Annotated in this window: 16 protein-coding genes and 1 pseudogene; 12 read left to right on the top strand and 5 right to left on the bottom strand. The window is 59.9% G+C overall.

All coding sequences use genetic code 11. The features are described 5' to 3' along the window. Positions 1 to 12 precede the first annotated feature (12 nt). From OXR04_RS09380 to lplT, 8 genes and pseudogenes are all read left to right on the top strand, one after another. Positions 13 to 2,286, top strand: a complete 2,274-nt coding sequence (locus OXR04_RS09380; protein WP_267369732.1) for a molybdopterin guanine dinucleotide-containing S/N-oxide reductase — start codon at positions 13 to 15, stop codon at positions 2,284 to 2,286. A 277-nt stretch (positions 2,287 to 2,563) separates the two neighbouring features. Continuing rightward, positions 2,564 to 4,303, top strand: a complete 1,740-nt coding sequence (locus tag OXR04_RS09375) for a penicillin-binding transpeptidase domain-containing protein (RefSeq protein WP_265137359.1) — start codon at positions 2,564 to 2,566, stop codon at positions 4,301 to 4,303. Between the two features lie 415 nt (positions 4,304 to 4,718). Further along, positions 4,719 to 5,907 (top strand): annotated as a pseudogene (locus OXR04_RS09370) (efflux RND transporter periplasmic adaptor subunit). Then, positions 5,904 to 9,098: an efflux RND transporter permease subunit gene (locus tag OXR04_RS09365; protein WP_267369733.1), complete on the top strand. Its 3,195-nt coding sequence runs from the start codon at positions 5,904 to 5,906 to the stop codon at positions 9,096 to 9,098. The pseudogene OXR04_RS09370 and the gene OXR04_RS09365 overlap by 4 nt, the downstream one beginning before the upstream one ends. After that, positions 9,095 to 12,196 carry an efflux RND transporter permease subunit gene (locus OXR04_RS09360; protein ID WP_267369734.1) on the top strand — a complete coding sequence of 1,034 codons (3,102 nt, stop codon included), beginning with the start codon at positions 9,095 to 9,097 and terminating at the stop codon, positions 12,194 to 12,196. The genes OXR04_RS09365 and OXR04_RS09360 overlap by 4 nt, the downstream gene beginning before the upstream one ends. 2 nt (positions 12,197 to 12,198) lie before the next feature. After that, on the top strand, positions 12,199 to 13,584 hold the full coding sequence (locus OXR04_RS09355) for an efflux transporter outer membrane subunit (RefSeq protein WP_267369735.1): 1,386 nt from the start codon (positions 12,199 to 12,201) through the stop codon (positions 13,582 to 13,584). A 91-nt stretch (positions 13,585 to 13,675) separates the two neighbouring features. Then, positions 13,676 to 15,826 carry a bifunctional acyl-ACP--phospholipid O-acyltransferase/long-chain-fatty-acid--ACP ligase gene (gene aas / locus OXR04_RS09350; RefSeq protein ID WP_267369736.1) on the top strand — a complete coding sequence of 717 codons (2,151 nt, stop codon included), beginning with the start codon at positions 13,676 to 13,678 and terminating at the stop codon, positions 15,824 to 15,826. After that, positions 15,823 to 17,013 carry a lysophospholipid transporter LplT gene (lplT, locus tag OXR04_RS09345; protein ID WP_009092375.1) on the top strand — a complete coding sequence of 397 codons (1,191 nt, stop codon included), beginning with the start codon at positions 15,823 to 15,825 and terminating at the stop codon, positions 17,011 to 17,013. Before aas ends, lplT begins: the two co-directional genes overlap by 4 nt. Positions 17,014 to 17,066: 53 nt before the next feature. On the opposite strand, the gene ridA is transcribed toward lplT, so the two are convergent. The 4 genes from ridA to argF form a co-directional block, all read right to left on the bottom strand. Beyond that, positions 17,067 to 17,453, bottom strand: a complete 387-nt coding sequence (ridA, locus tag OXR04_RS09340; protein ID WP_058957616.1) for a 2-iminobutanoate/2-iminopropanoate deaminase — start codon at positions 17,451 to 17,453, stop codon at positions 17,067 to 17,069. A 72-nt stretch (positions 17,454 to 17,525) separates the two neighbouring features. After that, complete coding sequence (gene pyrI, locus OXR04_RS09335; RefSeq protein WP_009092371.1) at positions 17,526 to 17,990, bottom strand: aspartate carbamoyltransferase regulatory subunit; 465 nt, start codon at positions 17,988 to 17,990, stop codon at positions 17,526 to 17,528. A gap of 12 nt (positions 17,991 to 18,002) precedes the next feature. Continuing rightward, positions 18,003 to 18,938: an aspartate carbamoyltransferase gene (gene pyrB, locus OXR04_RS09330; protein ID WP_009092369.1), complete on the bottom strand. Its 936-nt coding sequence runs from the start codon at positions 18,936 to 18,938 to the stop codon at positions 18,003 to 18,005. A 284-nt stretch (positions 18,939 to 19,222) separates the two neighbouring features. Next, positions 19,223 to 20,230 (bottom strand): ornithine carbamoyltransferase, encoded by a 1,008-nt coding sequence (argF, locus tag OXR04_RS09325; protein WP_140028780.1) that lies wholly within the window; start codon positions 20,228 to 20,230, stop codon positions 19,223 to 19,225. 162 nt (positions 20,231 to 20,392) lie between these two features. On the opposite strand from argF, the gene rraB reads away from it, so the two are divergent. The 4 genes from rraB to OXR04_RS09305 all read left to right on the top strand — a co-directional run bounded on the left by rraB (position 20,393) and on the right by OXR04_RS09305 (position 24,110). After that, a complete protein-coding gene (rraB, locus tag OXR04_RS09320; RefSeq protein ID WP_009092365.1) occupies positions 20,393 to 20,809 on the top strand; it encodes a ribonuclease E inhibitor RraB in 417 nt (138 codons plus the stop codon). 56 nt (positions 20,810 to 20,865) lie between these two features. Then, a complete protein-coding gene (gene miaE, locus OXR04_RS09315) occupies positions 20,866 to 21,627 on the top strand; it encodes a tRNA isopentenyl-2-thiomethyl-A-37 hydroxylase MiaE (protein ID WP_267369737.1) in 762 nt (253 codons plus the stop codon). Between the two features lie 361 nt (positions 21,628 to 21,988). Further along, entirely contained in the window at positions 21,989 to 23,308 is a 1,320-nt protein-coding gene (locus OXR04_RS09310) for a hypothetical protein (RefSeq protein WP_267369738.1), read from the top strand. A 13-nt stretch (positions 23,309 to 23,321) separates the two neighbouring features. Continuing rightward, a complete protein-coding gene (locus tag OXR04_RS09305; RefSeq protein WP_167428869.1) occupies positions 23,322 to 24,110 on the top strand; it encodes a histidine phosphatase family protein in 789 nt (262 codons plus the stop codon). Here OXR04_RS09305 and OXR04_RS09300 read toward each other — a convergent pair. After that, a complete protein-coding gene (locus OXR04_RS09300) occupies positions 24,105 to 24,605 on the bottom strand; it encodes a GNAT family N-acetyltransferase (RefSeq protein ID WP_140028783.1) in 501 nt (166 codons plus the stop codon). The two genes, OXR04_RS09305 and OXR04_RS09300, sit on opposite strands and share 6 nt — an antisense overlap. Between the last annotated feature and the right edge of the window lie 115 nt (positions 24,606 to 24,720).

Genomic DNA, 24,720 nt, shown 5'->3' with positions numbered 1-24,720 from the left:
TGAAAAACAACGATGAAAACCAAAGTGCCACACCTGGCGCACTGGGGCGCCTTTACCGCCGTCACTGAAAACGATCGCCTGACGGGCTGCGAACCTTTCTTCGCCGATGCCGATCCGTCACCGATGATCCACACCATTCCTGAACTGGTCTATTCCGACAAACGCATCCGTCAGCCGATGGTGCGGCGCTCGTGGCTGAAGTCACGCGAAAACAGCGACCGCACGCTGCGTGGCCGTGAAGACTTTGTTGCCGTTGACTGGGAGACCGCGCTGGACCTGGTGGCGGAAGAGAATCGCCGCGTCCGTGAGCGCTACGGTGCCTCAGGCATTTTCAACGGTTCCTACGGCTGGTCATCGGCCGGTCGCGTTAACCACGCCCGCACCCTGGTGCGTCGCTTCTATTTTCAGGGCGGCGGCGGTGTCGATCAGCAGGGCAACTACAGCTGGGGAGCCGCGCAGTTCTTCCTGCCCTATGTGATTGGCACCTATATGCCACTGACCGGCCGCGTGACCGAATGGCCGCAGGTGGTCGAACATGCTGAGATTTTTGTCGCGTTCGGGGGACTGGCGCTGAAAAACGCTCAGGTCGCCTCCGGCGGGGCGGGGCAGCACAGCCTGAAACCGGCGCTGCAGCAGCTGGCGGCCAGAGGCACGCCGGTGATTAACATCAGTCCGATGCGCGATGACTGCCCGGAATTTGTAAACGCCGAGTGGATTCCGATTCGCCCTAATACCGACGTGGCACTGATGCTGGCGCTGGGGTATGAGATCAACCAGCGTGGCGCAGTGGATGAGGCGTTTCTCGCCAGTCACTGCTCCGGCTGGCCGCAGCTGCGTGCCTATCTGCTGGGCGAAACGGATGGCGTGGCGAAAACCGCCGGCTGGGCCAGCCGCATTACCGGCATTCCGGCCGATCGTATTGTGCAGCTGGCGCAGCAGCTGATCGGCAAGCGCAGCTTTATGACCTGCTCCTATTCGGTTCAGCGCGCCCATCGCGGCGAGCAGCCTTACTGGATGATGATTGCGCTGTCGTCGATGCTCGGTCAGCCGGGTCTGCCGGGGGCCGGTTTCTCATTTGGTCACGGCTCGATGAACAGCGTCGGTAACCCGCGTCAGGAGGGGCCTGCCCCGATGATGAGCACCGGTCCTAACCCCGCCGGGCTGTCGATTCCGGTGGCCCGGATCAGCGATATGCTGCTCAATCCCGGTCAGCCTTACCGTTTTCAGGGCGAGACGCTGCACTATCCCGACATTCACATGGTGCACTGGGCGGGCGGCAATCCTTTCCATCATCATCAGCAGCTGAACCGGCTGGTGGCGGGCTGGCAGCGGCCCGATACGGTGGTGGTGCAGGATATCGTCTGGACGCCTGCCGCCCGGATGGCGGACATCGTCCTGCCCGCGACCACCACGCTGGAGCGCAACGACATCGGCGGCTCGTCACGCGACCGCTTTGTGCTGGCAATGCATCAGGCGATTAAACCGCAGCATCAGGCGCGCAACGACTTCGATATCTTTGCTGACCTGGCGGAGCGCCTGGGGTACCGCGACACCTTCACCGAAGGGCGCAACGAGATGCAGTGGATTGCGCATCTCTATCAGCAGTGCGCCACGGCACATCAGCGTAAAGGGATCGATTTTCCGGAATTTGATGAGTTCTGGCAGCGCGGATTTGTGGAAATCCCCGAAGGCGGCAAGCCTTATCAGTTTATGGAGGATTTCCGGGCCGATCCGCAGGCGAATCCGATTAAAACGGCCAGCGGCAAAATCGAGCTGTTCAGCCAGACCATTGCGGATTATCAGCTGGACGATTTCGCCGGGCATCCGGAGTGGCGTGAGCCGCAGGAGTGGCTGGGATCGCCGGTCAGCCGCGACTATCCGCTGCACATGATCTCCATTCAGCCTGCCGACCGGCTGCACAGTCAGCTGGACGCCACCGATACGGTGCAGGGGAATAAAACCGCCGGCCACGAAACGCTTTACATGCATCCGCAGGATGCGGCGGCACGCGGGCTGGCAGAGGGCGATGAGATCGAGGTGAGCAACGCTCGCGGGGTGATGCTGGCGGGTGTGCGGATCACCGACGGGGTTACGCCGGGCGTGGTGATCATCGCCACCGGAGCCTGGTTTGATCCTGGCTTTGGCCAGGCGTGGCAGCCTTACGATCGCGCAGGGAACCCTAACGTCCTTACGCTCGACATCAGCACCTCGTCGCTGACCCAGGGGCCAAACGCCATGAGTTGCCTGGTGGAAATCAAAAAACATCAGGATTGCAGAATAGCGTAAAGATCTCATGGCTGGTTACATTTTGCCGGTAACTGTTGCGTTTGAGTGATGGCAGCCGATCAATCGCCCTTGCTACAGTCAGGGTCCCAGAGGTATTGATGGGTGAACATCAATAGATTTTCTTGATTACACCAACCTGCGCAGATGCGCAGGTTTTTTTTTGCCGCCAACCGGTGTCCGATAACGAACTGATACACAGTTTTCCTGTTATCCGGACCGCGCTTTCTTTATAACTGCTGGCTTAGCCCCTTTTCTTTATTTTGCGCAGCGGAACGCCATGCCCCGGATTAAAAAACTACTGGGAAAAGACCAGATAAAAGCCCCCTTTAACCCTTTCCGATTCCGGCTGATCTGCCTGGGTGTGATGACCTGTCTGGTGGTGCTGCTGGCGCGCGTCGCAGACCTGCAGTTCCTGAATCAGCCGATGCTGGAGCACGAAGCGGATCAGCGATCGCTGCGAACCGTCACGCTGCCTACCAGTCGCGGCACCCTGCTGGATCGTAACGGCGAAGCCCTGGCGCTCAGCGTGCCGTCGCGCGATGTGATCGCCGATCCGCAGCGCGTGCTGGAGAGCAACCCCGATTTTACCAGTGCCAAATGGGCCTACCTTGCCGCGGCGCTGAATACCCGTCCCGAAGTGCTGGCCGCGCAGATCACCGCCAACCCGAAACGCCGCTTTCTCTACCTGGGGCGCAAAATCGAACTGGGGATCGCCAAAGATATTAAAGAGCTGAAGCTGAAGGGGATCAGCGAAGTCTATGATGACAGCCGCTTCTATCCGATGAGCGAAGCCTCTGCGCCGCTCATCGGCATCGTTGGCGCCGATAACGTCGGTCTGAACGGGCTGGAAAAAGGCTTTGATAAGGTGCTGCAGGGCGAGCCGGGCAAAGAGGTCTATCGCCAGGATGCGGCGGGCAACATTATCTCGATGATTAACTATCAGCCGCCAACGCAGCCGCCAACGGTGCAGCTCAGCATCGACAAATACGATCAGTACACCCTCTACAGCAAACTGCGCGACGGCGTGCTGCTCAACAAGGCGGATTCCGGCGCCGCCGTGCTGGTGAAGATCGACACCGGCGAGATTCTGGCGATGGCCTCCTATCCGTCGTTCAACCCCAACAACTATGAAGGGGCCACGCCGGCGCAGATGCGTAACTCGGCCATCAACGACAGCTACGAACCGGGGTCGACCGTCAAGCCGTTAGTGGTCATGGAGGCGCTGGAGCGCCATCTGGTTCGGCCCGACTCGGTGATCGACACCACGCCTTATCGGGTTAACGGGCACCTGATCCGCGACGTCGGCCACTGGCCGCGCCTGACCATGACCGGCATCCTGCAGAAGTCGAGTGACATCGGCGTCTCGCATATGGCGCTGGCGATGCCCGCCGAAGCGCTGGTCAACACCTATCATGCGTTCGGACTGGGTAAACCAACCGGCTTAGGCCTGACCGGCGAAAGTGTGGGTTACTTCCCGCTGCATCGCGCCCGCTGGGCCGATATCGAACGCGCCACCTTCTCGTTCGGGTATGGTCTGCGCGTCACGCCGCTGCAGATTGCCCGTGAATACGCCACGCTCGGCTCCTATGGCGTCTACCGTCCGCTGTCGATCACCCGCGTGACGCCGCCGGTTCTGGGCAAGCAGGTTGCGAATCCGGAAACGGTCAAAGAGGTGGTCCATATGCTGGAAAGCGACGTGCTGCCGGGCGGCACCGGGGTGAAGGCGGCGGTGCCGGGCTACCGGCTGGCAACCAAAACCGGTACGGCGGAAAAGATGGGCACCAGCGGCAAATATGATGGCGGCTACGTCAACTACACCGCCGGTCTCGCGCCCGCCAGTCATCCTGAAGTGGCGCTGGTGGTGATGATTAACCATCCGACGGCGGGCGATCACTTCGGTGGCTCGGTGGCTGCACCGGTGTTCGGCAATATCATGGGACCGGTGCTGAAGCACATGAACATCGCGCCGGACGCGATCTACAGCAAGCCGGTCACCGGTTCTTCAGATAAATCCTAGACAAATCAGAGTGTAAGCGCGGGGTGGCTAATTTTCACACCTCGTTGCACTTCCCCGAATTCGGTTGCGTTTTCACGCTGTCACCGCAGGGTAAATCAGTGCGACGATAGCGATCCCAGAGGTATTGATGGGTGTGAAAACAACACCGCTTCGGCGGTGAGACCCTGTTATTACACCAACCCACGCAGAAGCGTGGGTTTTTTTTTGCCTGCATGCGGCCAGGGAGAGCGTAAAAACGCCTGCTAATCCTCATCGTTCTTAACGAAACCCTGACAGTTTGCCAATGGAAAGGCGCGTCACCTTTCACGGATAATAGCTCCCCTGAAATCGGGCAGTTCACGCTTCACTGCCGTTTCTCCATGCCGCATTCCGCACATTCCGGGATTTCTTTTTTGCTTAGCTGAAGAGTTTAACGATGACTCACTTTTCTCGCCCGGCGCGTACTTCCGGGCTTAAGTGGCTGCTTTTGTTGCTGGTGGCCACGATAGTGGCTGGCATTCTCTGGCGTCTGCTCTTATCGGGTTCCGGGAATAAACCGGGTGCGCACGGCACGATGGGGGGAGGTGCAACCCTGGTCCACAGCGGGGTTGCCAGTAAGGCCGATGTGCCCGTGTGGCTGGATGCGCTGGGCACGGTGATCCCCAGCGCCAGCGTGACGGTCACCAGCCGCGTTGATGGCCAGCTTGAGCAGATTTTCTTTACCGAAGGGCAGAAGGTCAGCGCCGGACAGCTGCTGGCCCAGATCGACCCGCGCAGCTTTCAGGCAACGCTTAACCAGTATCAGGGGTGAACTCAGCGAAAACCAGGCGCTGCTGAAAAGCGCCGAGCTGACGCTCGCGCGCTACCGCAAACTGGCGGCACAGGATGCGCTGGCGCGCCAGGATCTCGACAGTCAGATCGCCACCGTCGGACAGTATCGCGGCGCGGTCGCCGCCGATCAGGCACAGATCGCCAGCGCCAGGCTGAGCATTGAATATGCCCGGATTACCGCCCCGATTAGCGGGCGCGTCGGTCTGCGTCAGGTCGATCCCGGCAACATGGTGCAGAGCTCCAGCAGCACCGGTCTGGTGACCATCACTCAGATGCAGCCCGCCGCCGTCACCTTCAGCGTGCCACAAAGCAACCTCCCGGCGCTGGTCAGCGTGCTGCATCAGGGGCAGAGCCTGCCCGCCACGCTGTTCGATCAGGACAACCAGCACCAGCTCGCCAGCGGCGAAGTAAAGTTCATCAGCAATCAGATCGACACGGCTACCGGCACCGTGGCGCTGAAAGCGGTGTTTGCCAACCAGGATGAAGCGCTGTTTGCTAACCAGTTTGTGAATATCAGGCTGCAGACCCGGATGCTCAAAGACGCGACGGTGATCCCGGCGCAGGCGCTGCAGTTGAGCAGCGACGGCAGCTTTGTCTTTGTGATCAATCAGGATCACACCGTCACGCGCAAAGCGGTCACCACCGGCCCCGCGTTCGGCGACGACCAGCAGGCGATCCTCAGCGGCGTCTCGCCGGGGGATCGGCTGGTGACTGAAGGGATCGATCGTCTGACCAGCGGCAGCAAGGTCACGCTGGCCGATGAGACGCCTGCTGCCGGTGCTGTGTCAAAATGAACCCGTCTCGCCTGTTTATTCTGCGTCCGGTCGCCACCATTCTGCTGATGGTCGGCGTGCTGATTGCGGGCATCTTTGCCTATGAATTCCTGTCGACCTCGGCGCTGCCGCAGGTCGACTATCCGACTATTCAGGTCACTACGCTCTATCCGGGTGCCAGCCCGGATGTGATGGCGTCATCGGTCACCTCACCGCTGGAGCGCCAGTTAGGACAGATGGCGGGTCTGAGCCAGATGAGCTCCACCAGCGCCAGCGGCTCGTCGATCATTACCCTGAAGTTCAGCCTCGATCTGTCGCTGGATGTCGCCGAGCAGGAGGTACAGGCGGCCATCAACGCGGCAAATAACCTGCTGCCCGACGATCTGCCTAATCCGCCGACCTACAAAAAGGTTAACCCGGCGGACAGCGCGGTGGTGACGCTGGCAGCCAGCTCCGGCACGCTGCCGCTGACCGAGGTGCAGGACCTGGTGAATACCCGGGTGGCGCTGAAACTGTCGCAGATTTCCGGCGTCGGAATGGTGACGCTGGCGGGCGGTCATCAGCCCGCCATTCGGGTGCAGATGAATCCGCAGGCGCTGGCGGCGCATCATCTGACACTGGAGGCGGTGAATACGTTGATCGGCAACAGCAACGTCAATGGCTCTAAAGGCGGCTTTGATGGCAAATATCATTCGGTCACCATCGACGCTAACGATCAGCTGCGTACCGCCGAAGAGTACGGCAACCTGATCATCACTTATGAGAACGGTGCGGCGCTGCGCCTGAAAGATATCGCCCATATCGAACAGGGGCCAGAGAACAGCTTCCAGTCCGCATGGGCTAACAACCAGCCCGCGATTGTCATCAGCGTGCAGCGCCAGCCGGGTGCGAACGTGATTCAGGTGGTGGACAACATCAAGGCACAGCTCCCCGCACTGCAGGCCGCGCTGCCGGACGGGGTGAAGATGACGATTCTCTCCGACCGCACTCAGACCATTCGCGCCTCAATCAGCGACGTACAGTTTGAGCTGATGCTGTCGATTGCGCTGGTGGTGATGGTGACCTTCCTGTTCCTGCGCAACGTAGCCGCCACGCTGATCCCCAGCGTGGCGGTGCCGCTGTCGCTGGTCGGCACCTTTGGCGTGATGTATCTGGCGGGCTTCAGCCTGAATAATCTGTCGCTGATGGCGCTGACCATTGCTACCGGTTTTGTCATTGATGACGCCATCGTGGTGGTGGAGAACATTTCGCGCAGGCTGGAGCAGGGCGAGTCGCCGATGGAGGCGGCGCTGAAAGGCTCACAGCAGATTGGCTTCACCATCATCTCGCTGACCTTTTCACTGATTGCGGTGCTCATCCCGCTGCTGTTTATGGGCGATGTGGTCGGGCGGCTGTTCCGGGAGTTTGCGATTACGCTGGCGGTGGCGATCCTGGTGTCAATGGGGGTGTCGCTGACGCTGACCCCAATGCTGTGCGCGTATCTGCTGCGCCACATTCCGCCAGAGCAGCAGTCTACCTTTGCCCGCAAGGGCGGCGCGCTGTTCGACCGGCTGGTGCGCGGCTATGACCGGCTGCTGACCGTGGTGCTCAATCATCAGAAACTGACGCTGCTGGTGGCGCTGGCGACCTTCGGGCTGACGGCGCTGCTCTATCTGATGGTGCCGAAGGGTTTCTTCCCGACCCAGGATACCGGGCTGATTCAGGGCGTCACCGTCGCCTCACAGGATGTCTCATTTAACGCGATGGCTGCGCGGCAGCAGGCGCTCTCAGCACTGATCCTGAAAAATCCGGCGGTAGAGAGTGTCTCATCGACCATCGGTATCGACGGTACCAACACCAGCCTCAACAGCGGCCGGTTGCAGATTAACCTTAAGCCATTTGGCTCCCGCGATTTCAGCGCCAGCGAGGTGATCAGCCAGCTGAACCAGGCGACCGCCAGCGTGCCGGGTATCCGGCTCTATCTGCAGCCCGCGCAGGATCTCACCGTCAACGACCAGGTCTCGCCGAGTCAGTATCAGTTCACCCTGGACGACGCTGACAGTGAAAATCTGGTCAGCGCCTCGCCGAAACTGGTGGCGGCATTGCAGCAGCGGCCCGAGTTTAATGGCGTGGTAAGTAACCTGCAGGATCAGGGGCGCGTCTCTTACGTGGAGCTGAACCGGGACAAAGCGGCGCGCTTCGGCATTACCGCATCGGACGTGGACACGGCGCTCTATAACGCCTTTGGTCAGCGTCTGGTTTCGACCATTTTTACCCAGTCGAATCAGTATCGGGTAGTGCTGGAAGTGGCGCCGGCCTTCCAGCAAGGGCCGGCGTCGTTTGATGATGTTTATCTGCAGCCGTCCACCAGCAGCAGTTCCACGTCGTCATCCAGCAGCACGACGTCATCAACCACCTCATCCTCATCCTCAGCCACGGAGAGCACCACGTCCGGCAGCGGCATGGTAAAACTCACCGCTATCGCCACAATTCGTCAGCGAACCGGATCACTGATGCACATGCGGCTGAATCAGTTCCCGGCGGTGATGATCTCCTTCAACCTGAATCCAGGCTACTCGCTGGAGGATGGCCAGCGGGCAATCGCCGACGTGCGGCAGCAGCTGCAGCTGCCAGAGAGCACCACGCTGCGTTACCAGGGCGAAACGTCGGCATTCCAGAGCGCCACCGGCAACACGCTGTGGCTGATTCTGGCGGCGCTGATCACCATGTATGTGGTGCTCGGCATCCTCTACGAAAGCTTTATCCATCCGGTCACGATTCTCTCTACGCTGCCGTCGGCGGCGGTGGGCGCGCTGCTGACACTGTTGCTGGCGGGCACGGAGTTCAGCCTGATTGCGCTGATTGGCGTCATCCTGCTGATCGGCATCGTGAAAAAGAACGCCATTATGATGATCGATTTCGCGCTGGAGGCGGAACATCAGCAGCATCTCAGCGCGCGTGAGGCGATTCATCAGGCCTGCCTGCTGCGCTTCCGCCCGATTCTGATGACAACGATGGCGGCGCTGCTCGGCGCGCTGCCGCTGATGCTCGCCTCCGGCTCGGGTGCCGAGCTGCGACAGCCGCTGGGGCTGGTGATTGTCGGCGGGCTGATTGTCAGTCAGGTGCTGACGCTTTTCTCCACGCCGGTCATCTACCTCTGGTTTGACGGGCTGGCGCAGCGCGGCAACGCCTGGGTGAAACGCCGTCAGCAGCAGGCGCGGAGCGGGCAATGAACCTGACACGGCTATTTATCTTTCGTCCGGTGGCGACGCTGCTGCTGACGCTGGCGATCCTGCTGCTCGGTGCGCTGGGTTACCGGCTGCTGCCGGTGGCACCGCTGCCGCAGGTCGATTTCCCGACTATCATGGTCAGCGCCAGCCTGGCGGGGGCCAGCCCGGAGACCATGGCGGCCACCGTCGCGACCCCGCTGGAGCGTTCACTCGGGCAGATTGCCGGTATCAGCGAGATGACCTCCAGCAGCTCGCAGGGCTCCAGCAGCATCATCCTGCAGTTTGAGCTGGACCGCGATATCAACGGCGCGGCGCGCGACGTGCAGGCGGCGATCAACGCGGCGCGCAGCCTGCTGCCGAGCGCCATGGCCTCGCTGCCGACTTATCGCAAAGCTAACCCCTCAGACGCGCCGATTGTGATGCTGGCGCTGACCTCTGCGACCCGCACGCCCGGCGAGCTTTACGATCTGGCGGAGAGCAAAATCGAACAGGCGATGGGGCAGGTACAGGGCGTCGGCGAAGTGTCGCTGATGGGCAGCGCCTTACCCGCGGTGCGGATTGATCTGCAGCCGCTGAAGCTGACCCACTACGGCATCTCGCTGGAGACGGTGCGCGCCGCCGTCGCCGACAGCACCACCAATCTGCCCAAAGGGATCTTACAGGGCAGTGACCAGTCGTGGCTGGTGGACAGCAACGGCCAGCTGGAGAAGGCCGCCAGCTACCGCGATCTGCTCATCACCTGGCAGCAGGGCAAAGCGGTGCGGCTGCGTGACGTCGCCACGGTCTATGACTCGGTGGAAGATCGCTATCAGGCGGGATTCCTCAATGCTACGCCTGCGGTGATGATCGGCATTAAACGTCAGGCGGGCGCTAACATGCTGGAAACCATCGACGCAATAAAAGCGCAGCTGCCGCGGCTGGAAAAGAGCCTGCCCGCTGACAGCCAGCTGAAGGTGGTGGTTGACCGTTCGCCCGGCGTGCGCGCCTCGCTGTATGACACTGAAGAGACGCTGCTGATCGCGGTATTGCTGGTCATCGCGGTGGTGTTTATTTTTCTGCGCAATCTGCAGGCAGTGATCATTCCGGCACTGGCACTGCCGGTGTCGCTGATCGGCACCTGTGCGGTGATGTACCTGCTGGGATACAGCCTGGATAACCTGTCGCTGATGGCGCTGATTATCGCCACCGGCTTCGTGGTGGATGATGCGATTGTGGTGCTGGAGAACATCACCCGTCACATTGAGCGCGGGCTGAGTCCGCTGCGGGCGGCGCTGCGCGGGGCGCAGGAGGTGAGTTTTACCGTGCTGTCGATGACCGTATCGCTGATCGCGGTGTTTATCCCGATTCTGCTGATGGGCAGCATTGTCGGGCGGCTGTTCCGCGAATTTGCTGTCACACTCACGGTGTCGCTGCTGATCTCGCTGTTTGTCTCGCTCAGTCTGACGCCGATGCTCTGCGCACGCCTGCTGAAACCGAAGCCGCCCGTCAGCCAGCGGCCGCATCCGCTTTATCAGTTTATTGAGAACCAGCTGAACCGCCTGCTGGCCGCCTACGGACGCGGGCTGGCCTGGGTGATGCGCCATCAGAAACTGACCATGCTCAGCCTGCTGCTGACCGTGCTGCTCAATGTTTTCCTGTTCACCGTAGTGCAGAAGGGCTTTTTCCCGAATCAGGACACCGGGCTGCTGATGGGCGCGCTGCGTGCCGATCAGAACATTTCGTTTCAGGCGATGAAGCCAAAAATGCTGATGTTCACCAAAATCATTCAGGAAGATCCGGCGGTTGAGAGCGTAATGTCGTCGATGGGCAGCGGGATGTTTGGCTCCCGTAACAGCGCCAACTTCTTTGTGCGGCTGAAGGACTTTGACCAGCGTGATGCCACGGCCAGCGAAGTGGCCAACCGGCTGACGCGCAAAACCAGTCACATCGCCGGGGCACAGATGTTCCTGATGGCGGCGCAGGATCTGCACATTGGCGGACGCAGCGCTAACGCGACTTATCAGTACAGCCTGCAGGCGGACGATCTTGATCTGCTGCGGGTCTGGACGCCGAAAGTACAGGCGGCGCTGGCGGCGATCCCCCAGCTCAACAGTGTGGACTCGGACTCGCAGACTGGCGGTCAGGAGGTGGAGCTGACCATTGATCGTGACCGCGCCACACGGCTGGGCGTCAATGTGAAAATGCTCGATACGCTGCTGAACAATGCGTTCAGTCAGCGACAGATCGCCACGCTCTACCACACCCTGAATCAGTATCACGTGGTGATGTCGCTGCAGGATAGCGACACCGCCAATCCGGAGACGCTGCAGCAGCTCTATGTGATTAACGACAGTGGTGACCGCGTGCCGCTCTCCGCCTTTGCCCGCTTCAGCGGCGGCAATGCGCCGCTGTCGGTGGCGCATCAGGGCCAGTCCGCCACCAGTACCGTAGCATTCAACCTCAATGAGGGCGTCTCGCTGGAGCAGGCGCAGTTGCTGATTAAACAGGCGATGGCGAAGCTGGGCCTGCCGTCAACCATTCACGCCGGTTTTGCCGGTACCGCCGCTGCCTTTTCCCAGCTGACCGCCACCATGCCGTGGCTGATTCTGGCGGCGCTGGCGGCGGTCTATATCGTGCTCGGCGTGCTCTACGAGAGCTACATCCATCCGCTGACCATTCTTTCAACCCTGCCGTCCGCGGGCGTCGGCGCGCTGTTACTGCTGCTGCTGACCAACACGCAGCTCACGGTGATCGCGCTGATTGGCATCATCCTGCTGATCGGCATTGTGAAAAAGAACGCCATCATGATGATCGATTTTGCCATAGACGCGGAGCGGCGGCAGGGTATGTCGCCGCAGCAGGCGATTACCCAGGCGTGCCTGATGCGCTTCCGTCCGATCATGATGACGACGCTGGCCGCCTTCTTCGGCGCGTTGCCGCTGGCGCTGGGCAGCGGCGGTGATGCCGACCTGCGCAGTCCACTGGGGATCGCCATCGCGGGCGGACTGGCGCTCAGCCAGCTGCTGACGCTGTTTACCACCCCGGTTGTTTATCTGTGGCTCGATCGTCTGGGTCGTGCCACTCAACGTCAATGGCGCCGTCTGCGCCATGCGGAAACCTGACCATGAAACCTTTTATGCCGTTTATTGTGCTGCTGCTGGCTGGCTGTAGCGTGGGTCCCGACTATCAGCGTCCGGCGGTGGCGATGCCGGTTCACTATAAAGAGGCCCGGGGCTGGCAGCAGGCGACGCCGCTGGATGCGAAAAGCAAAGGCAAATGGTGGTCGGTCTACCATGACGCCACGCTAGATGGGCTGCTGAGCCAGGTGAGCGTATCGAATCAGAACGTGGCGACTTATGCCGCGCAGTACCGGCAGGCGCAGGCGCTGGCGGCGGAGTCTCGCGCAGCACTGTTTCCTTCGCTGGGCTATGACGGCAGCGTGACGCGCAGCGGCAGCCATGCCACTGGCAGTAGCGTTCGCACCACCAGCAGCAGCCATCAGGCGGCGCTGAGTGCCAGCTGGGAACTAGATCTGTGGGGCAAACTGCGGCGCACGCTGGAGGAGGATCGCGCCAGCGCCTCGGCCAGCGCAGCAGAGCTGGCCAATATTACCCTGAGCGCCCAGTCTGAGCTGGCACAGGACTATTTCCAGCTGCGCATCATGGATCAGAAAATCGCGTGCTATCAGCAGAGCGTTGATGCCTATCAGCGCTACCTGAACGTCATTAACAGCCAGTATCAGGCGGGCACCGCATCGCGTGCGACTCTGGCTCAGGCGCAGTTGCAACTGGAGAGCGCCAGCGCCTCGGCGCAGGATTATCAGTGGCAGCGCGCGCAGATGGAACACGCCATTGCGCTGCTGGTCGGCAAAGCCCCCGCTGACTTCACGCTGACCGCCGCGCCGCTGACCGCTACGCTGCCCGCGATTCCGGCAGCCCTGCCGGGCGAGCTGTTACAGCGCCGTCCTGACATCGCGTACGCCGAACGCAACATGGCCGCCGCCAATGCCGCCGTGGGGGTAGCGGTGGCCGGTTACTATCCCGACCTGACCCTGAGCGCCAGCGGGGGCGTCAGCGCTTCGGTGCTGCATTCGCTGTTCTCGCTGCCAAACCGCGTCTGGTCACTGGGGCCAGAGCTGAGCGGCACGCTGTTTGACGCGGGCGCGACCTCTGCCAGGGTCGATCAGGCGCGGGCAGCCTGGGATGCCAGCGTCGCGACCTATCGTCAGACAGTGCTGGCCGCGATGCAGGAGGTGGAAGATAAGCTGGTAGAGCTGAACACGCTACAGGGCGAGGTTGCCGCGCAGCAGCGTGCCACCGACGCGGCGCAGACCTCGGCGCGGGTGACGCGTCTGCAGTATGAGGCGGGCATGATTAACTACCTGGATGTGGCGACCACAGAGAACAGCAGCCTGAGTGCCCAGCAGAGTTTGCTGACGCTGCAGAGCACGCAGTGGGTCAGCAGTGTGGCGCTGATTGCCGCCCTTGGCGGCGGCTGGCAGGCACCCTGATACGGTGTCGGTGTGGCGATAATTCTGTTGTCGAACTGCCTCAAATCCTGCATCGTGAGGGCCTATTTTTCCCCGATGCTAAGGAGCCGGCATGGTTTTCACACTCTTGCGCCTCATCTTCCGCCTGTTATGGCGGGTCGAACTGCGTGGCGACGTCGCCGAACTGCATAAACAGAAGGTATTGATCACGCCGAACCATATGTCGTTTCTCGACGGCATATTGCTGGCGCTATTTTTGCCGGTCAGACCGGTCTTCGCCATCTACTCGACCATCGGCGAAAGCTGGTTTATGCGCCTGGTCAGGCCGTTTATCGACTTTGTGCCGCTGGACCCGACCCGGCCGATGGCGCTGAAGCAGCTGGTGCGGCTGATCGACAGTGGCCGTCCGGTAGTGATCTTCCCGGAAGGGCGGATTACCGTCACCGGCTCGCTGATGAAGATCTACAGCGGGGCGGGCTTTGTCGCGGCCCGCTCGGGTGCGAACGTGGTGCCGATGCGGATTGAAGGCGCAGAGTTCACGCCGTTTGGTCGCCTGGCGGGCGTGTTCAAACGCCGCCTGTTCCCGCGCATCACCCTCTCTGTGCTGCCCGCCACCCGCATTCCGATGCCGGAGGCGAAACGGGCGCGCGACCGGCGTATGCTGGCCGGGGAGCATCTGCACCATATCATGATGGAAGCGCGCATGGCGGTGCGTCCGCGTGAAACCCTGTTTGAGGCGCTGCTCTCCGCCCGGACCCGCTACGGCGCGTTTAAGCGCTGCATCGAAGATGTCAGTTTCAAACCTGACAGCTACAACGGACTGCTGAAAAAGTCGCTGGGCGTGGGCCGGATTCTGGAGCGCTACAGTCAGCCGCGTGAAGTGGTGGGACTGCTGCTGCCGAATACCACCGTGACGGCCGCAGCGATTTTCGGTGCCTCACTGCGTGGTCGCGTTCCGGCGATGCTTAACTACACCGCAGGCGTGAACGGCATGCGGGCGGCGCTGACCGCCGCGCAGATTAAAACGGTCTTCACCTCACGGCAGTTCCTGGAGAAAGGCAACCTGTGGCATCTGCCGCAGGGGCTGGACGATGTGCAGTGGATTTACCTAGAAGATCTCAAAGATACCGTCACCAGCAAGGACAAGCTGTGGATCCTCGCCCATCTGCTGATGCCGCGCCGCGCCCAGCTGCCGCAGCAGCCGGAAGATGCCGCGATGGTGCTGTTTACCTCCGGCTCGGAGGGCAATCCCAAAGGGGTGGTGCATTCGCATAAAAGCCTGCTGGCGAACGTCGAACAGATCCGCACCGTGGCGGACTTCACGCCGCGCGATCGCTTTATGTCGGCGCTGCCGCTGTTTCATGCCTTTGGCCTGACCGTCGGCCTGTTTACGCCGCTGATGACCGGTGCGCAGGTCTTTCTCTACCCCAGCCCGCTGCACTATCGCATCGTGCCGGAGCTGGTCTATGACCGCAACTGCACCGTGCTGTTTGGCACCTCCACCTTCCTGGGCAACTATGCGCGCTTTGCCGCGCCGTACGATTTTGCCCGCCTGCGCTATGTGGTGGCGGGGGCCGAGAAGCTGCAGGAGAACACCCGCCAGCTCTATATGGAGAAGTACGGTATCCGCATCCTTGAAGGCTATGGCGTCACCGAGTGTGCGCCGGTGGTCGCCATCAACGTGCCGATGGCGACGAAGGCGCACACCGTCGGACGGATTCTGCCGGGCATGGATTCACGGCTGATGTCGGTGCCGGGCATCGAGAACGGCGGACGCCTGCAGCTGCGCGGGCCAAACGTGATGAAGGGCTATCTGCGCGTCGAAAACCCTGGCGTACTCGAAGCGCCGGTCGCCGACGATGGTGAAGGCAATATGGAGGCGGGCTGGTACGACACCGGCGATATCGTCAGCTTCGATGAAGGCGGCTTCTGCCAGATTCAGGGCCGTGCCAAACGCTTTGCCAAGATTGCCGGTGAGATGGTGTCGCTGGAGATCGTCGAGCAGATCGCCCTGAAAGCGTCGCCGGACAAACAGCACGCCGCCTCACTGCGTCCCGATGGGCAGCGCGGCGAAGCGCTGGTGCTCTTCACCACCGACGCTGAACTGGCGCGCGACACGCTGCAGAAAGCGGCCCGCGAGCTGGGCGCGCCGGATCTGGCGCTGCCGCGCGACATCCGGGTGGTGAAACAGCTGCCGCAGCTCGGCAGCGGCAAACCTGACTATGTGACGCTGAAAAAGATGGCGGAAGAGGAGCAGACATGAGCCCTGATCGCACTGCACCGCTGATGTCACGCGGCATGATTGCCGTGATTGTCGCCCAGTTCTTTTCCGCCTTCGGCGATAACGCGCTGCTGTTTGCCACGCTGGCGCTGCTGAAAAGCCAGTTCTATCCCGACTGGAGCCAGCCGATCCTGCAGATGCTCTTTGTCGCAGCCTACATTCTGCTGGCGCCTTTTGTCGGTCAGGTGGCGGACAGCATGGCAAAAGGGCGGGTGATGATGCTCGCCAACAGCCTGAAGCTGCTGGGGGCGCTGACCATCTGCTTCGGCTTCAATCCGTTCATCGGCTATACCCTGGTCGGCGCGGGGGCGGCCGCCTATTCTCCGGCCAAATATGGCATCCTGGGTGAGATTACCCACGGCGAGAAGCTGGTGAAAGCCAACGGGCTGATGGAGGGCTCGACCATCGCCGCCATTCTGCTCGGCTCGGTGGCGGGCGGAATGCTGGCGGACTGGCATCTGCTGGCGGCGCTGGGGATCTGCGCGCTCACCTACGGCATTGCGGTCGCTGCGAACCTCTTTATCCCGAAACTGCAGGCGGCGCGGCCAGGCCAGAGCTGGCGGCCGGGCGTCATGGTGCGCCGCTTTTTCGATGCCGTTGGGCTGCTGTGGCGCGACGCAGAGACGCGCTTCTCGCTGCTCGGCACCAGCCTCTTCTGGGGCGCTGGCGTGACATTGCGTTTCCTGCTGGTGCTGTGGGTGCCGGTGGCGCTGGGCATCAGCGACAACACCACCCCCACCACCCTGAATGCGATGGTGGCGATCGGGATTGTGCTGGGAGCGGCGGCGGCGGCGAAGCTGGTGACGCTGGAGACGGTGCGCCGCTGCATGCCCGCGGGCGTTCTGATTGGCGTGATGGTCGTCGTCTTCTCGCTGCAGCATTCGCTGGTCAGCGCCTATCTCCTGCTGATGCTGATTGGCGCGCTGGGCGGTTTCTTTGTGGTGCCGCTGAACGCGCTACTGCAGGCGCGGGGCAAAGAGAGCGTCGGTTCCGGCAACGCGATTGCGGTGCAGAATCTCGGTGAGAACAGCGCGATGCTGGTGATGCTGGGGCTCTATACGCTGGCGATAAAGGCGGGTGCGCCTGCTGTCGCAACGGGCGTCGGGTTTGGCGTACTGTTTGCGCTGGCGATAGCCGTACTGTGGCTGTGGCGACCGGCTAAGCGTTAAGCGCGTCACCGCCTCTCTCCGGCCTGCGCGGCGGAGAGAGGCGGATGGACGAATCAGCGACGAACCGCGATCGCTTCGATTTCAATCTTCACATCTTTTGGCAGACGCGCCACTTCGACACAGGAACGCGCCGGGAAGTGTGCGTCATGCTCGGTGAAAAACGCCTCGTAGGTGGCGTTGACCGTGGCAAAATCATTCAGGTCCTTCACGAACACCGTGGTTTTCACGATATCGCCCACTTTCAGGCCCGCCGCTTCCACAATCGCCTTCACATTCTCCAGCGACTGACGCGCCTGTGCGGCAATGTCATCCGCCACCTGGCCGGTCACCGGATCAACCGGGATCTGACCTGAGGTGATGATCATGCTGCCCAGATCGACACCCTGAACATAGGGACCGATCGCGGCAGGGGCTTTCTCAGTACTGATTTCACGGGACATCATGGCTCCTTTAATTATGTCGTCAGGCGGCGGTGCCGCCGGTGTTGCCCATTATAAGGTCGGGCAGGGCGATTACCAGTGACCCAGCACCACGTGGCGGGCGAACTCTTTTTCGCAATATTTGCATTTGAGATGCACATCGTCGGCGCGCTGCTTCACGGCAAAACTGGAGAAGACCGGCTCGCTGCGGCTGATGCAGTTGCTGTTGGGACAGGTCAGCACCCGCTCGATGCGATCCGGCAGCGTCGGGGCGATCTTGGCTACCACCTCATAGTCGTCGATGCGGTTAACCGTGGCATCGGGCGCATAGACCGCCAGCTGATTGATCTGATCGTCGGTGAGAAAGGTGTTTTCAATCTTGATCAGATCTTTGCGACCCATCTCGCCCGACGGCAGATTCAGACCGATGGTGATGCGCTGGTCGGTTTCGGTCAGCCGGAACAGAGAGAGCAGCTTAAAACCGATCTGTGCCGGAATGTGGTCGATGACCGTGCCGCGTTTGATCGCTTCGACCTGCAATTTGTTGTCCTGCGTCATGATGAGATCTCCTTACAGGGCGAGTTCGCTGTTTAAAACCAGTGCCAGCAGAGCCTGGCGTGCATAAATGCCGTTACCCGCCTGCTGGAAATACCAGGCGTAAGGGGTGCTGTCGACATCGGTGGTGATTTCGTCGATGCGCGGCAGCGGGTGCAGCACTTTCATGTTGTCCCGCGCCGTGGCGAGATCGGCGGCGCGGAGGATGAACTGCGCTTTGACGTTGGCATATTCAGACGGATCGAGCCGCTCTTTCTGCACCCGCGTCATGTAAAGAATATCGAGCTGCGGCATGACCTCTTCAAAGCTGTCGTGGCGTGACCAGGGGATACTCTTCTCGTCCAGCATGTCGGTGATATAGGCGGGCATCGCCAGCGCATCGGGCGCGATAAAGAAGAAGCGGTTGCCATCAAACTTCGCCAGCGCCTGGGTCAGGGAGTGCACGGTGCGGCCATATTTCAGATCCCCCACCATCGCCACGTTCAGGTTATTCAGGCGGCTCTGGGTCTCCTGGATGGTGAAGAGATCGAGCAGGGTCTGGGTCGGATGCTGATTGGCCCCGTCACCGGCGTTCAGAATCGGAATGCCGCCGGAAAACTCCGTCGCCAGCCGCGCCGCGCCCTCCTGCGGATGACGCATCACAATCGCATCCACATAGGTGCCGATGACGGAAATAGTGTCGGCCAGGGTTTCGCCTTTTTTGCCCAGTGACGTGTTGCTGCCGTCAGCAAAGCCCACCGCTGACGCCCCCAGACGGTGAATGGCGGTTTCAAACGACAGGCGGGTGCGGGTCGAGGCCTCAAAGAAGCAGCTGGCAATCACCTTGTGCTTCAGCAGTTCCGGCTGCGGATGGGCTTTCAGCTGAGCGGCGGTGTGCAGCGCCAGCTCCAGCTCTTCACGACTGAGGTCGTTAATTGAAATGATGTGCTTGCGGTATAGCGGGTTAGCCATAACTCTCTCCTCTGCGCGGCCGGATTGCGGACAAAAAAAAGCCCCTGCTTAAGGGGCTTTTTTATGATCGGGTCGATGACCGAAAGAAACAGCAGCACCGCCTGCGGTCAGGCGTGATGGCGCGTCAAATTGTCCGCTGTGCTGTCGCATATTTCCTCCGGCAAATTGGGGCGCATTATACCCGTTCGCGATGGCGCAGCAAGGGAAAACGTTTGCGCTGCGGAGAGGTCCGGGGCGGCAGGCGGGCGACAACCTGTGGCGTCAGCCCGCCTGCCGACGGACGATCAGCGCTGGCCCAGCGTGGCCACCATCACTGCTTTGATGGTGTGCATCCGGTTCTCGGCCTGGTCAAAGACAATGCTGTGCGCCGACTCAAACACCTCGTTGCTCACCTCCATGCCGTTAGGCAGATCGTACTGTTCCGCCATCTGCTGACCCAGCGTGGTCTGATCGTCATGGAAAGCGGGCAGGCAGTGCAGGAATTTCACCTGCGGATTGCCGGTCAGATCGAGCATCGCCCGGTTAACCTGATAGTCACGCAGCAGGGCGATACGCTCTGCCCAGACCTCTTTGGCTTCACCCATCGACACCCAGACATCGGTGTAGATGAAGTCTGCGCCTTTGACGCCGTCAGCAATGTTGTCGGTGAGGGTGATGGTACCGCCGGTCTGACGGGCGACCTCACGGCACTCAGCCACCAGTTGCGCCTCGGGCCAGCAGCTTTCCGGGGCCACCAGGCGCAGATCCAGTCCGGTCAGCGCCGCCGCTTCCAGCATGGTGTTACCCATGTTGTTGCGTGCGTCACCGACATAGACCAGCGTCATGTCGCTGAGTTTTTTGCCCGGCAGGTGCTCCTGCATGGTCAGCAGGTCGGCCAGCAGCTGGGTCGGGTGAAATTCGTCTGTCAGGCCGTTCCAGACCGGCACACCGGCATGTTCCGCCAGTGTTTCAACCAGCGCCTGACCGTAACCGCGATACTGAATGCCATCGTACATCCGGCCCAGCACCCGCGCCGTGTCGCGCATCGACTCTTTATGGCCGATCTGGCTGCCACTCGGGCCGAGATAAGTGACGTTAGCACCCTGATCGTAAGCGGCAACTTCGAAAGAGCATCGGGTACGGGTCGAGTCTTTTTCGAAGATGAGCGCGATGTTTTTGCCTTTCAGGTACTGCACTTCGCTGGCGCTTTTTTTCGCCTGCTTTAATTCAGCGGAAAGGGTAAGCAGGTAATCCATTTCGGCGGGGGTAAAATCCAGAAGCCTGAGGAAATGGCGCTGATACAGCTGACTCATACAACACTCCAGTAATCATTAAAGTGAATTAAAATTCAATCTAACCGTATGAATATGCATTTTCAAGAGCGGGTGCCAATAAACTTGTCGTTTTGTGTAGTGGCGCGACAGGCAGTGTGGGAAAATAGCGGTTTATTGCCGAACTCAGAGAGGAACATCGTTATGGCATATGAAGCATTGCTGGAAGAGCAGCGTGAAGAGACGCGGCAGATTATCGAAGAACTGCTGGAGGATGGCAGCGATCCCGATGCGCTCTATACCATCGAGCACCATCTCTCATGCAATAATTTTGATTCGCTGGAAAAAGCGGCCGTTGACGCCTTTAAGCTGGGTTATGAAGTGACCGAGCCGGAAGAGCTGGAGCTGGAAGATGGCACGACCGTCATGTGCGTTGACATCCTCAGCGAATCGGCGCTGAAAGCGGAACTGATCGATGTGCAGGTTGAGCAGCTGGTTAACCTGGTCGGTAAATACAACGTCGATTATGACGGCTGGGGCACCTATTTCGAAGATCCCGATGCCGAAGAGGAAGATGACGACGCTATCGACGATGAAGATGATGATGGTGTTCGCCACTAAGTCGCCCGGGCGGAGCCCTCTCCGCCTCTTACCTTCTCCTGTTCTGTTCTGACATCATGAATTACGCACCGCTACTCGAACCGATCTGTCAGTTTCTGCACTGCCGCACGCCGCAAGCCTGGATTGATGAGGCGCGCAAGCCGGAAAACCTGACCCTGCTGCTGACCGACCATCTGGTGTGCGAACTGAAAGCCGCGCAGACCGCGGTATGGTTAATCCGTAAGTATGTGGCCGACAAGCCGAGCGGCGAGGCGATTCTCGCCTGGCTGAAACCCTATGAAGACTTCATCTTCCGCGAAGATGGCGACAGCGACTTTATCAATGCCCATAAAAATCTGACCAAACGCTTCATCGTGCGCAATGCGCTGCCCTGGGCCGATGAGCTGGTGGAAAAGATGGTGCTGCTGATTAAAGAGGAGCTGCATCACTTCTATCAGGTGTGGGAGATTATGCAGTCACGCGGACTGGTCTATCAGAAGATCACCTCCAGCCGCTATGCAAAATCTCTGCTGCGTGAGGTGATCACCCATGAGCCGGAAACGCTGGTGGATAAGCTGATTTGCGGCGCTTACATCGAGGCGCGATCCTGCGAACGTTTTGCCAGTCTGGCTCCCTGGCTGGATGACGAGCTGGCGAAGTTCTATCTGTCGCTTCTCCGCTCCGAGGCGCGCCACTATCAGGATTACCTGACGCTGGCTGCGCAGATCGCGGCAAAAGATATCGCGCCACGGGTGCAGGCGATTGGCCGGGTCGAGGCGAAGCTGATTAGCGAGCCGGACACGGAGCTGCGTTTTCACAGCGGCGTACCCGCCTGGTGAATCCCTGAGGGCACCCTGATCGGGGTGTCTCTTTTTCTGATTGGGTGATCGCGTTTATATTTCCTGCGTGGCGCTGTTTTAAATAACGCGCTGTGTAACGCTTTATTTTAAATCACGCTGGCAGACAAAGATATTTTGTGCCACCTATCACATAACGGCTTTTTTACGCTGACTTTCCGCCCTTAAATAAATATAGTCCCGGAGTCAGTGCGGGATTGTTATTTTTTTAAGCAAAACCCGACTCGCTGCCCTTTTTAACAGAGGGCAGTGGGTCGGGTTTTTTTATGGGTTAACGGCACCAGGTCACCCTTATTGTCATGGGGTGACGGATTTTTAATATCGCCAGGTGAAGGACTTCATAATGAAAGGAAAACGTTATTCTCTGTTATTTGTTTCGCTATTTTTGACCCTTTGCTGGGGAAATGTTAATGCGTCTGGCATTCAGACCTCCTCCGGATTATGGCGTGACGCTGCGCTCGATCTCAGACTGCGCAACCACTGGAAGTATCTCAAGGAGAACGAAGCGCAGCCCACAGCGGTTCACAACGCCTGGGGCCAGGCCGCGACGTTCGATTTTCGTTCCGGTTATCAGTGGGACCTGCTCGGGTTTGATGCGACCTATACCCGCGCCGTACGCCTGGGCGCCAGCGACTACTTCTCCACGCGCGGTCTGCTCTATGACAGCGGCGGGAACATGGAAAAGCGGGATGCGCACGGCTTCAGCAAGTTCAGTCAGCGCTATCTTAAGCTGAAGCTTGGCAACCGCGCGCTGCGGTTCGAGGGGAAGGCGGGCTGGCAGGAACTGAAAAATATCGGTGTGCTGACGACCACGGATCGCCTGTCGCGCAACAGCTATGCCGGCTACAGCGGTGCAGTGACGTGGCAGAATGCCCGGCTGGATCTTGCCATGGTTAACAAAGCCATACGGCACGACTCGGGTAAAACGCTGGCGCTGCAAACCCAGGCCCGGCAAAAAATCGACGCCATTTACACCGCGGCGCTGAGCTACAAAGATAGCGGTCACGCGCTGGCCTATGCGTTTGGCGAGGCCGAACGCTATCAGCGCCGTCATGTCATTGAGGCAGGCTATTCCCTCTCGCCACACTGGTCACTGGCTTCGCAGATCTATGGCAGCCAGGCGCTGGAAAAGTATAAAAGTATGCCCGCCAGCAAAAGAACCTTTGATCACCAGGCATGGCACTATGTCGGGGAGGCCATCTGGAAGCAGGGCGCCTGGACGCAGAGGCTGGCTGCTGGCTGGACCTCCGCCCCTAAAAAGCAGGCGGTGGGATATTATGCCCGACCCCTGACTAAAAATACCCGGGGACGTTTCACTTCACTGACCTCCGCGGGCAAAGACTATATGCGTGACAGAGAGCTGGCGCTGGTCTCTCTGAGTCAGTATGAAATCACAAAGGGGATCAGCAGTGGAATACAGCTTAATTATGGTCAGTTCCATTATCGTAATAATCTTGTACGAACTGGCGAGGTTTCATTAATTAATCAGTTCAGTAATCAGCATCCCTCCTTTAAAAATCTGACGCTGTTTACGCTGACCGGTTATGGCTGGTCATATAAAAACAGTAAAGAGACTCCGCGCCTGAATAGTCAGGGAAAAGTTCAGCGCTCCCGCAGTTTATCCGCCGAAGTGGTCATTCAATATAAATTCAATCTTTTTTAACCCGGAGAGTAAAATGAAAACGAAACTGAAAACCCTGATGTTAATTGCCCTCATCTCCGTCAGCACTGCCGGCTCCGCCTGGGCCGCGGATGTGATGCTCTATGTGACCCGGCATGGCAAGACCATGTTTAACACGGTGCATCGCGCTCAGGGATGGGCCGATACGCCGCTGACCGCTTCCGGGGCTGCGGTTGCAGAGCAACTGGGGCGGGGTTTACAGCCGTTGCCCTTCGTCGCGGCCTGGTCCAGCGATTCGGGTCGGGCGAGAGAAACCGCGCAGCTGGTGATGAAGAACTGGAAAAATCCGCCTGTGCTGAAGGAGATGAAAGGGCTGCGCGAGGTGGGATTTGGCCTTTATGAAGGCGATCTGGATAAAAATCTGATTACCGCTGCCGCCCTTCAGGCGGGTTATCCCTCCGACACGGCGCTGCTGGAGGCATTCAGCGCCGGTAAAATTCAGATGGACAGGATGATCGATGCGATTCATGAGGCGGAAGCCGCAGGCACGCCATCGCTGCCAGGGGTTAAATCCTCCGGCCAGGCCGAAACCTATCAGCAGGTAGCTAAGCGCATGGTGGAGAGTATTACGGCAATCGCGAAGCAGGCGCAGCAGCAGGGCGGAGGCAATGTGCTGGTGGTCAGTCACGGTATGGCTATCACCACGCTGCTGCAGGCGCTGGGCGATACTTCGTTACGCGAGCAGCTTAAGAATGCCAGCGTGACGCTGCTGCGCTACACCGATAACGGGCAGTTCAAAATCGAGTCCATCAACGATATGCGTTACGTGGAGCGCGGCTTATAAGGTCTTCAGCATGCGCACTTCGCAATCCACATGGCCGGTGCAGCCCATCGCGCCCTCGATGTGCGCAAAGCCCAGCGACTCATAGAGTCTGATGGCGCGGGTCAGGCTGGCGGTGGTTTCAAGGTAGCAGCGACGGAAGCCGTGGCTGCGTGCATGATCCATCGCCCGCAGCGCCAGCTCGCGCGCCAAGCCCTGGCCGCGCACCACGGGCAGGAAGTACATTTTCTGCAGTTCGCAGATGTCTGGCGCACTGCAGGCGAGAGGCGCCACGCCTCCGCCGCCCACCACCTTGCCCTGATACTCAACAATCCAGTAGGCGCTCTGATCGGCACTGTAGAGCTCAAACAGCTGGTCGAGCTGGGGATCGGAGACGGTATAGCCCTTGTCAGCCGTCAGGCCAAATTCCGCCGAAACAACGCGGATGACATGAGCAATATGCGGATTATCGGCGGCAGTAATCGGCCGCACCTGGAGGTGTTGAGAGTCAGGAATCATGTTGGGGTTGGGTTATGCGAATCGGTTAGACATTTACCAGAAGTAACATTATCGTCATCTAAAAGCAATATTACTGATAATCCTCAGACGCTTTTAATGCCATTTACATTTCTGA

Source organism: Pantoea sp. GM_Pan_3, assembly GCF_026541045.1.
GTDB lineage: Bacteria > Pseudomonadota > Gammaproteobacteria > Enterobacterales > Enterobacteriaceae > Pantoea > Pantoea anthophila.
This window is presented reverse-complemented; position numbering and strand designations above follow the sequence as displayed.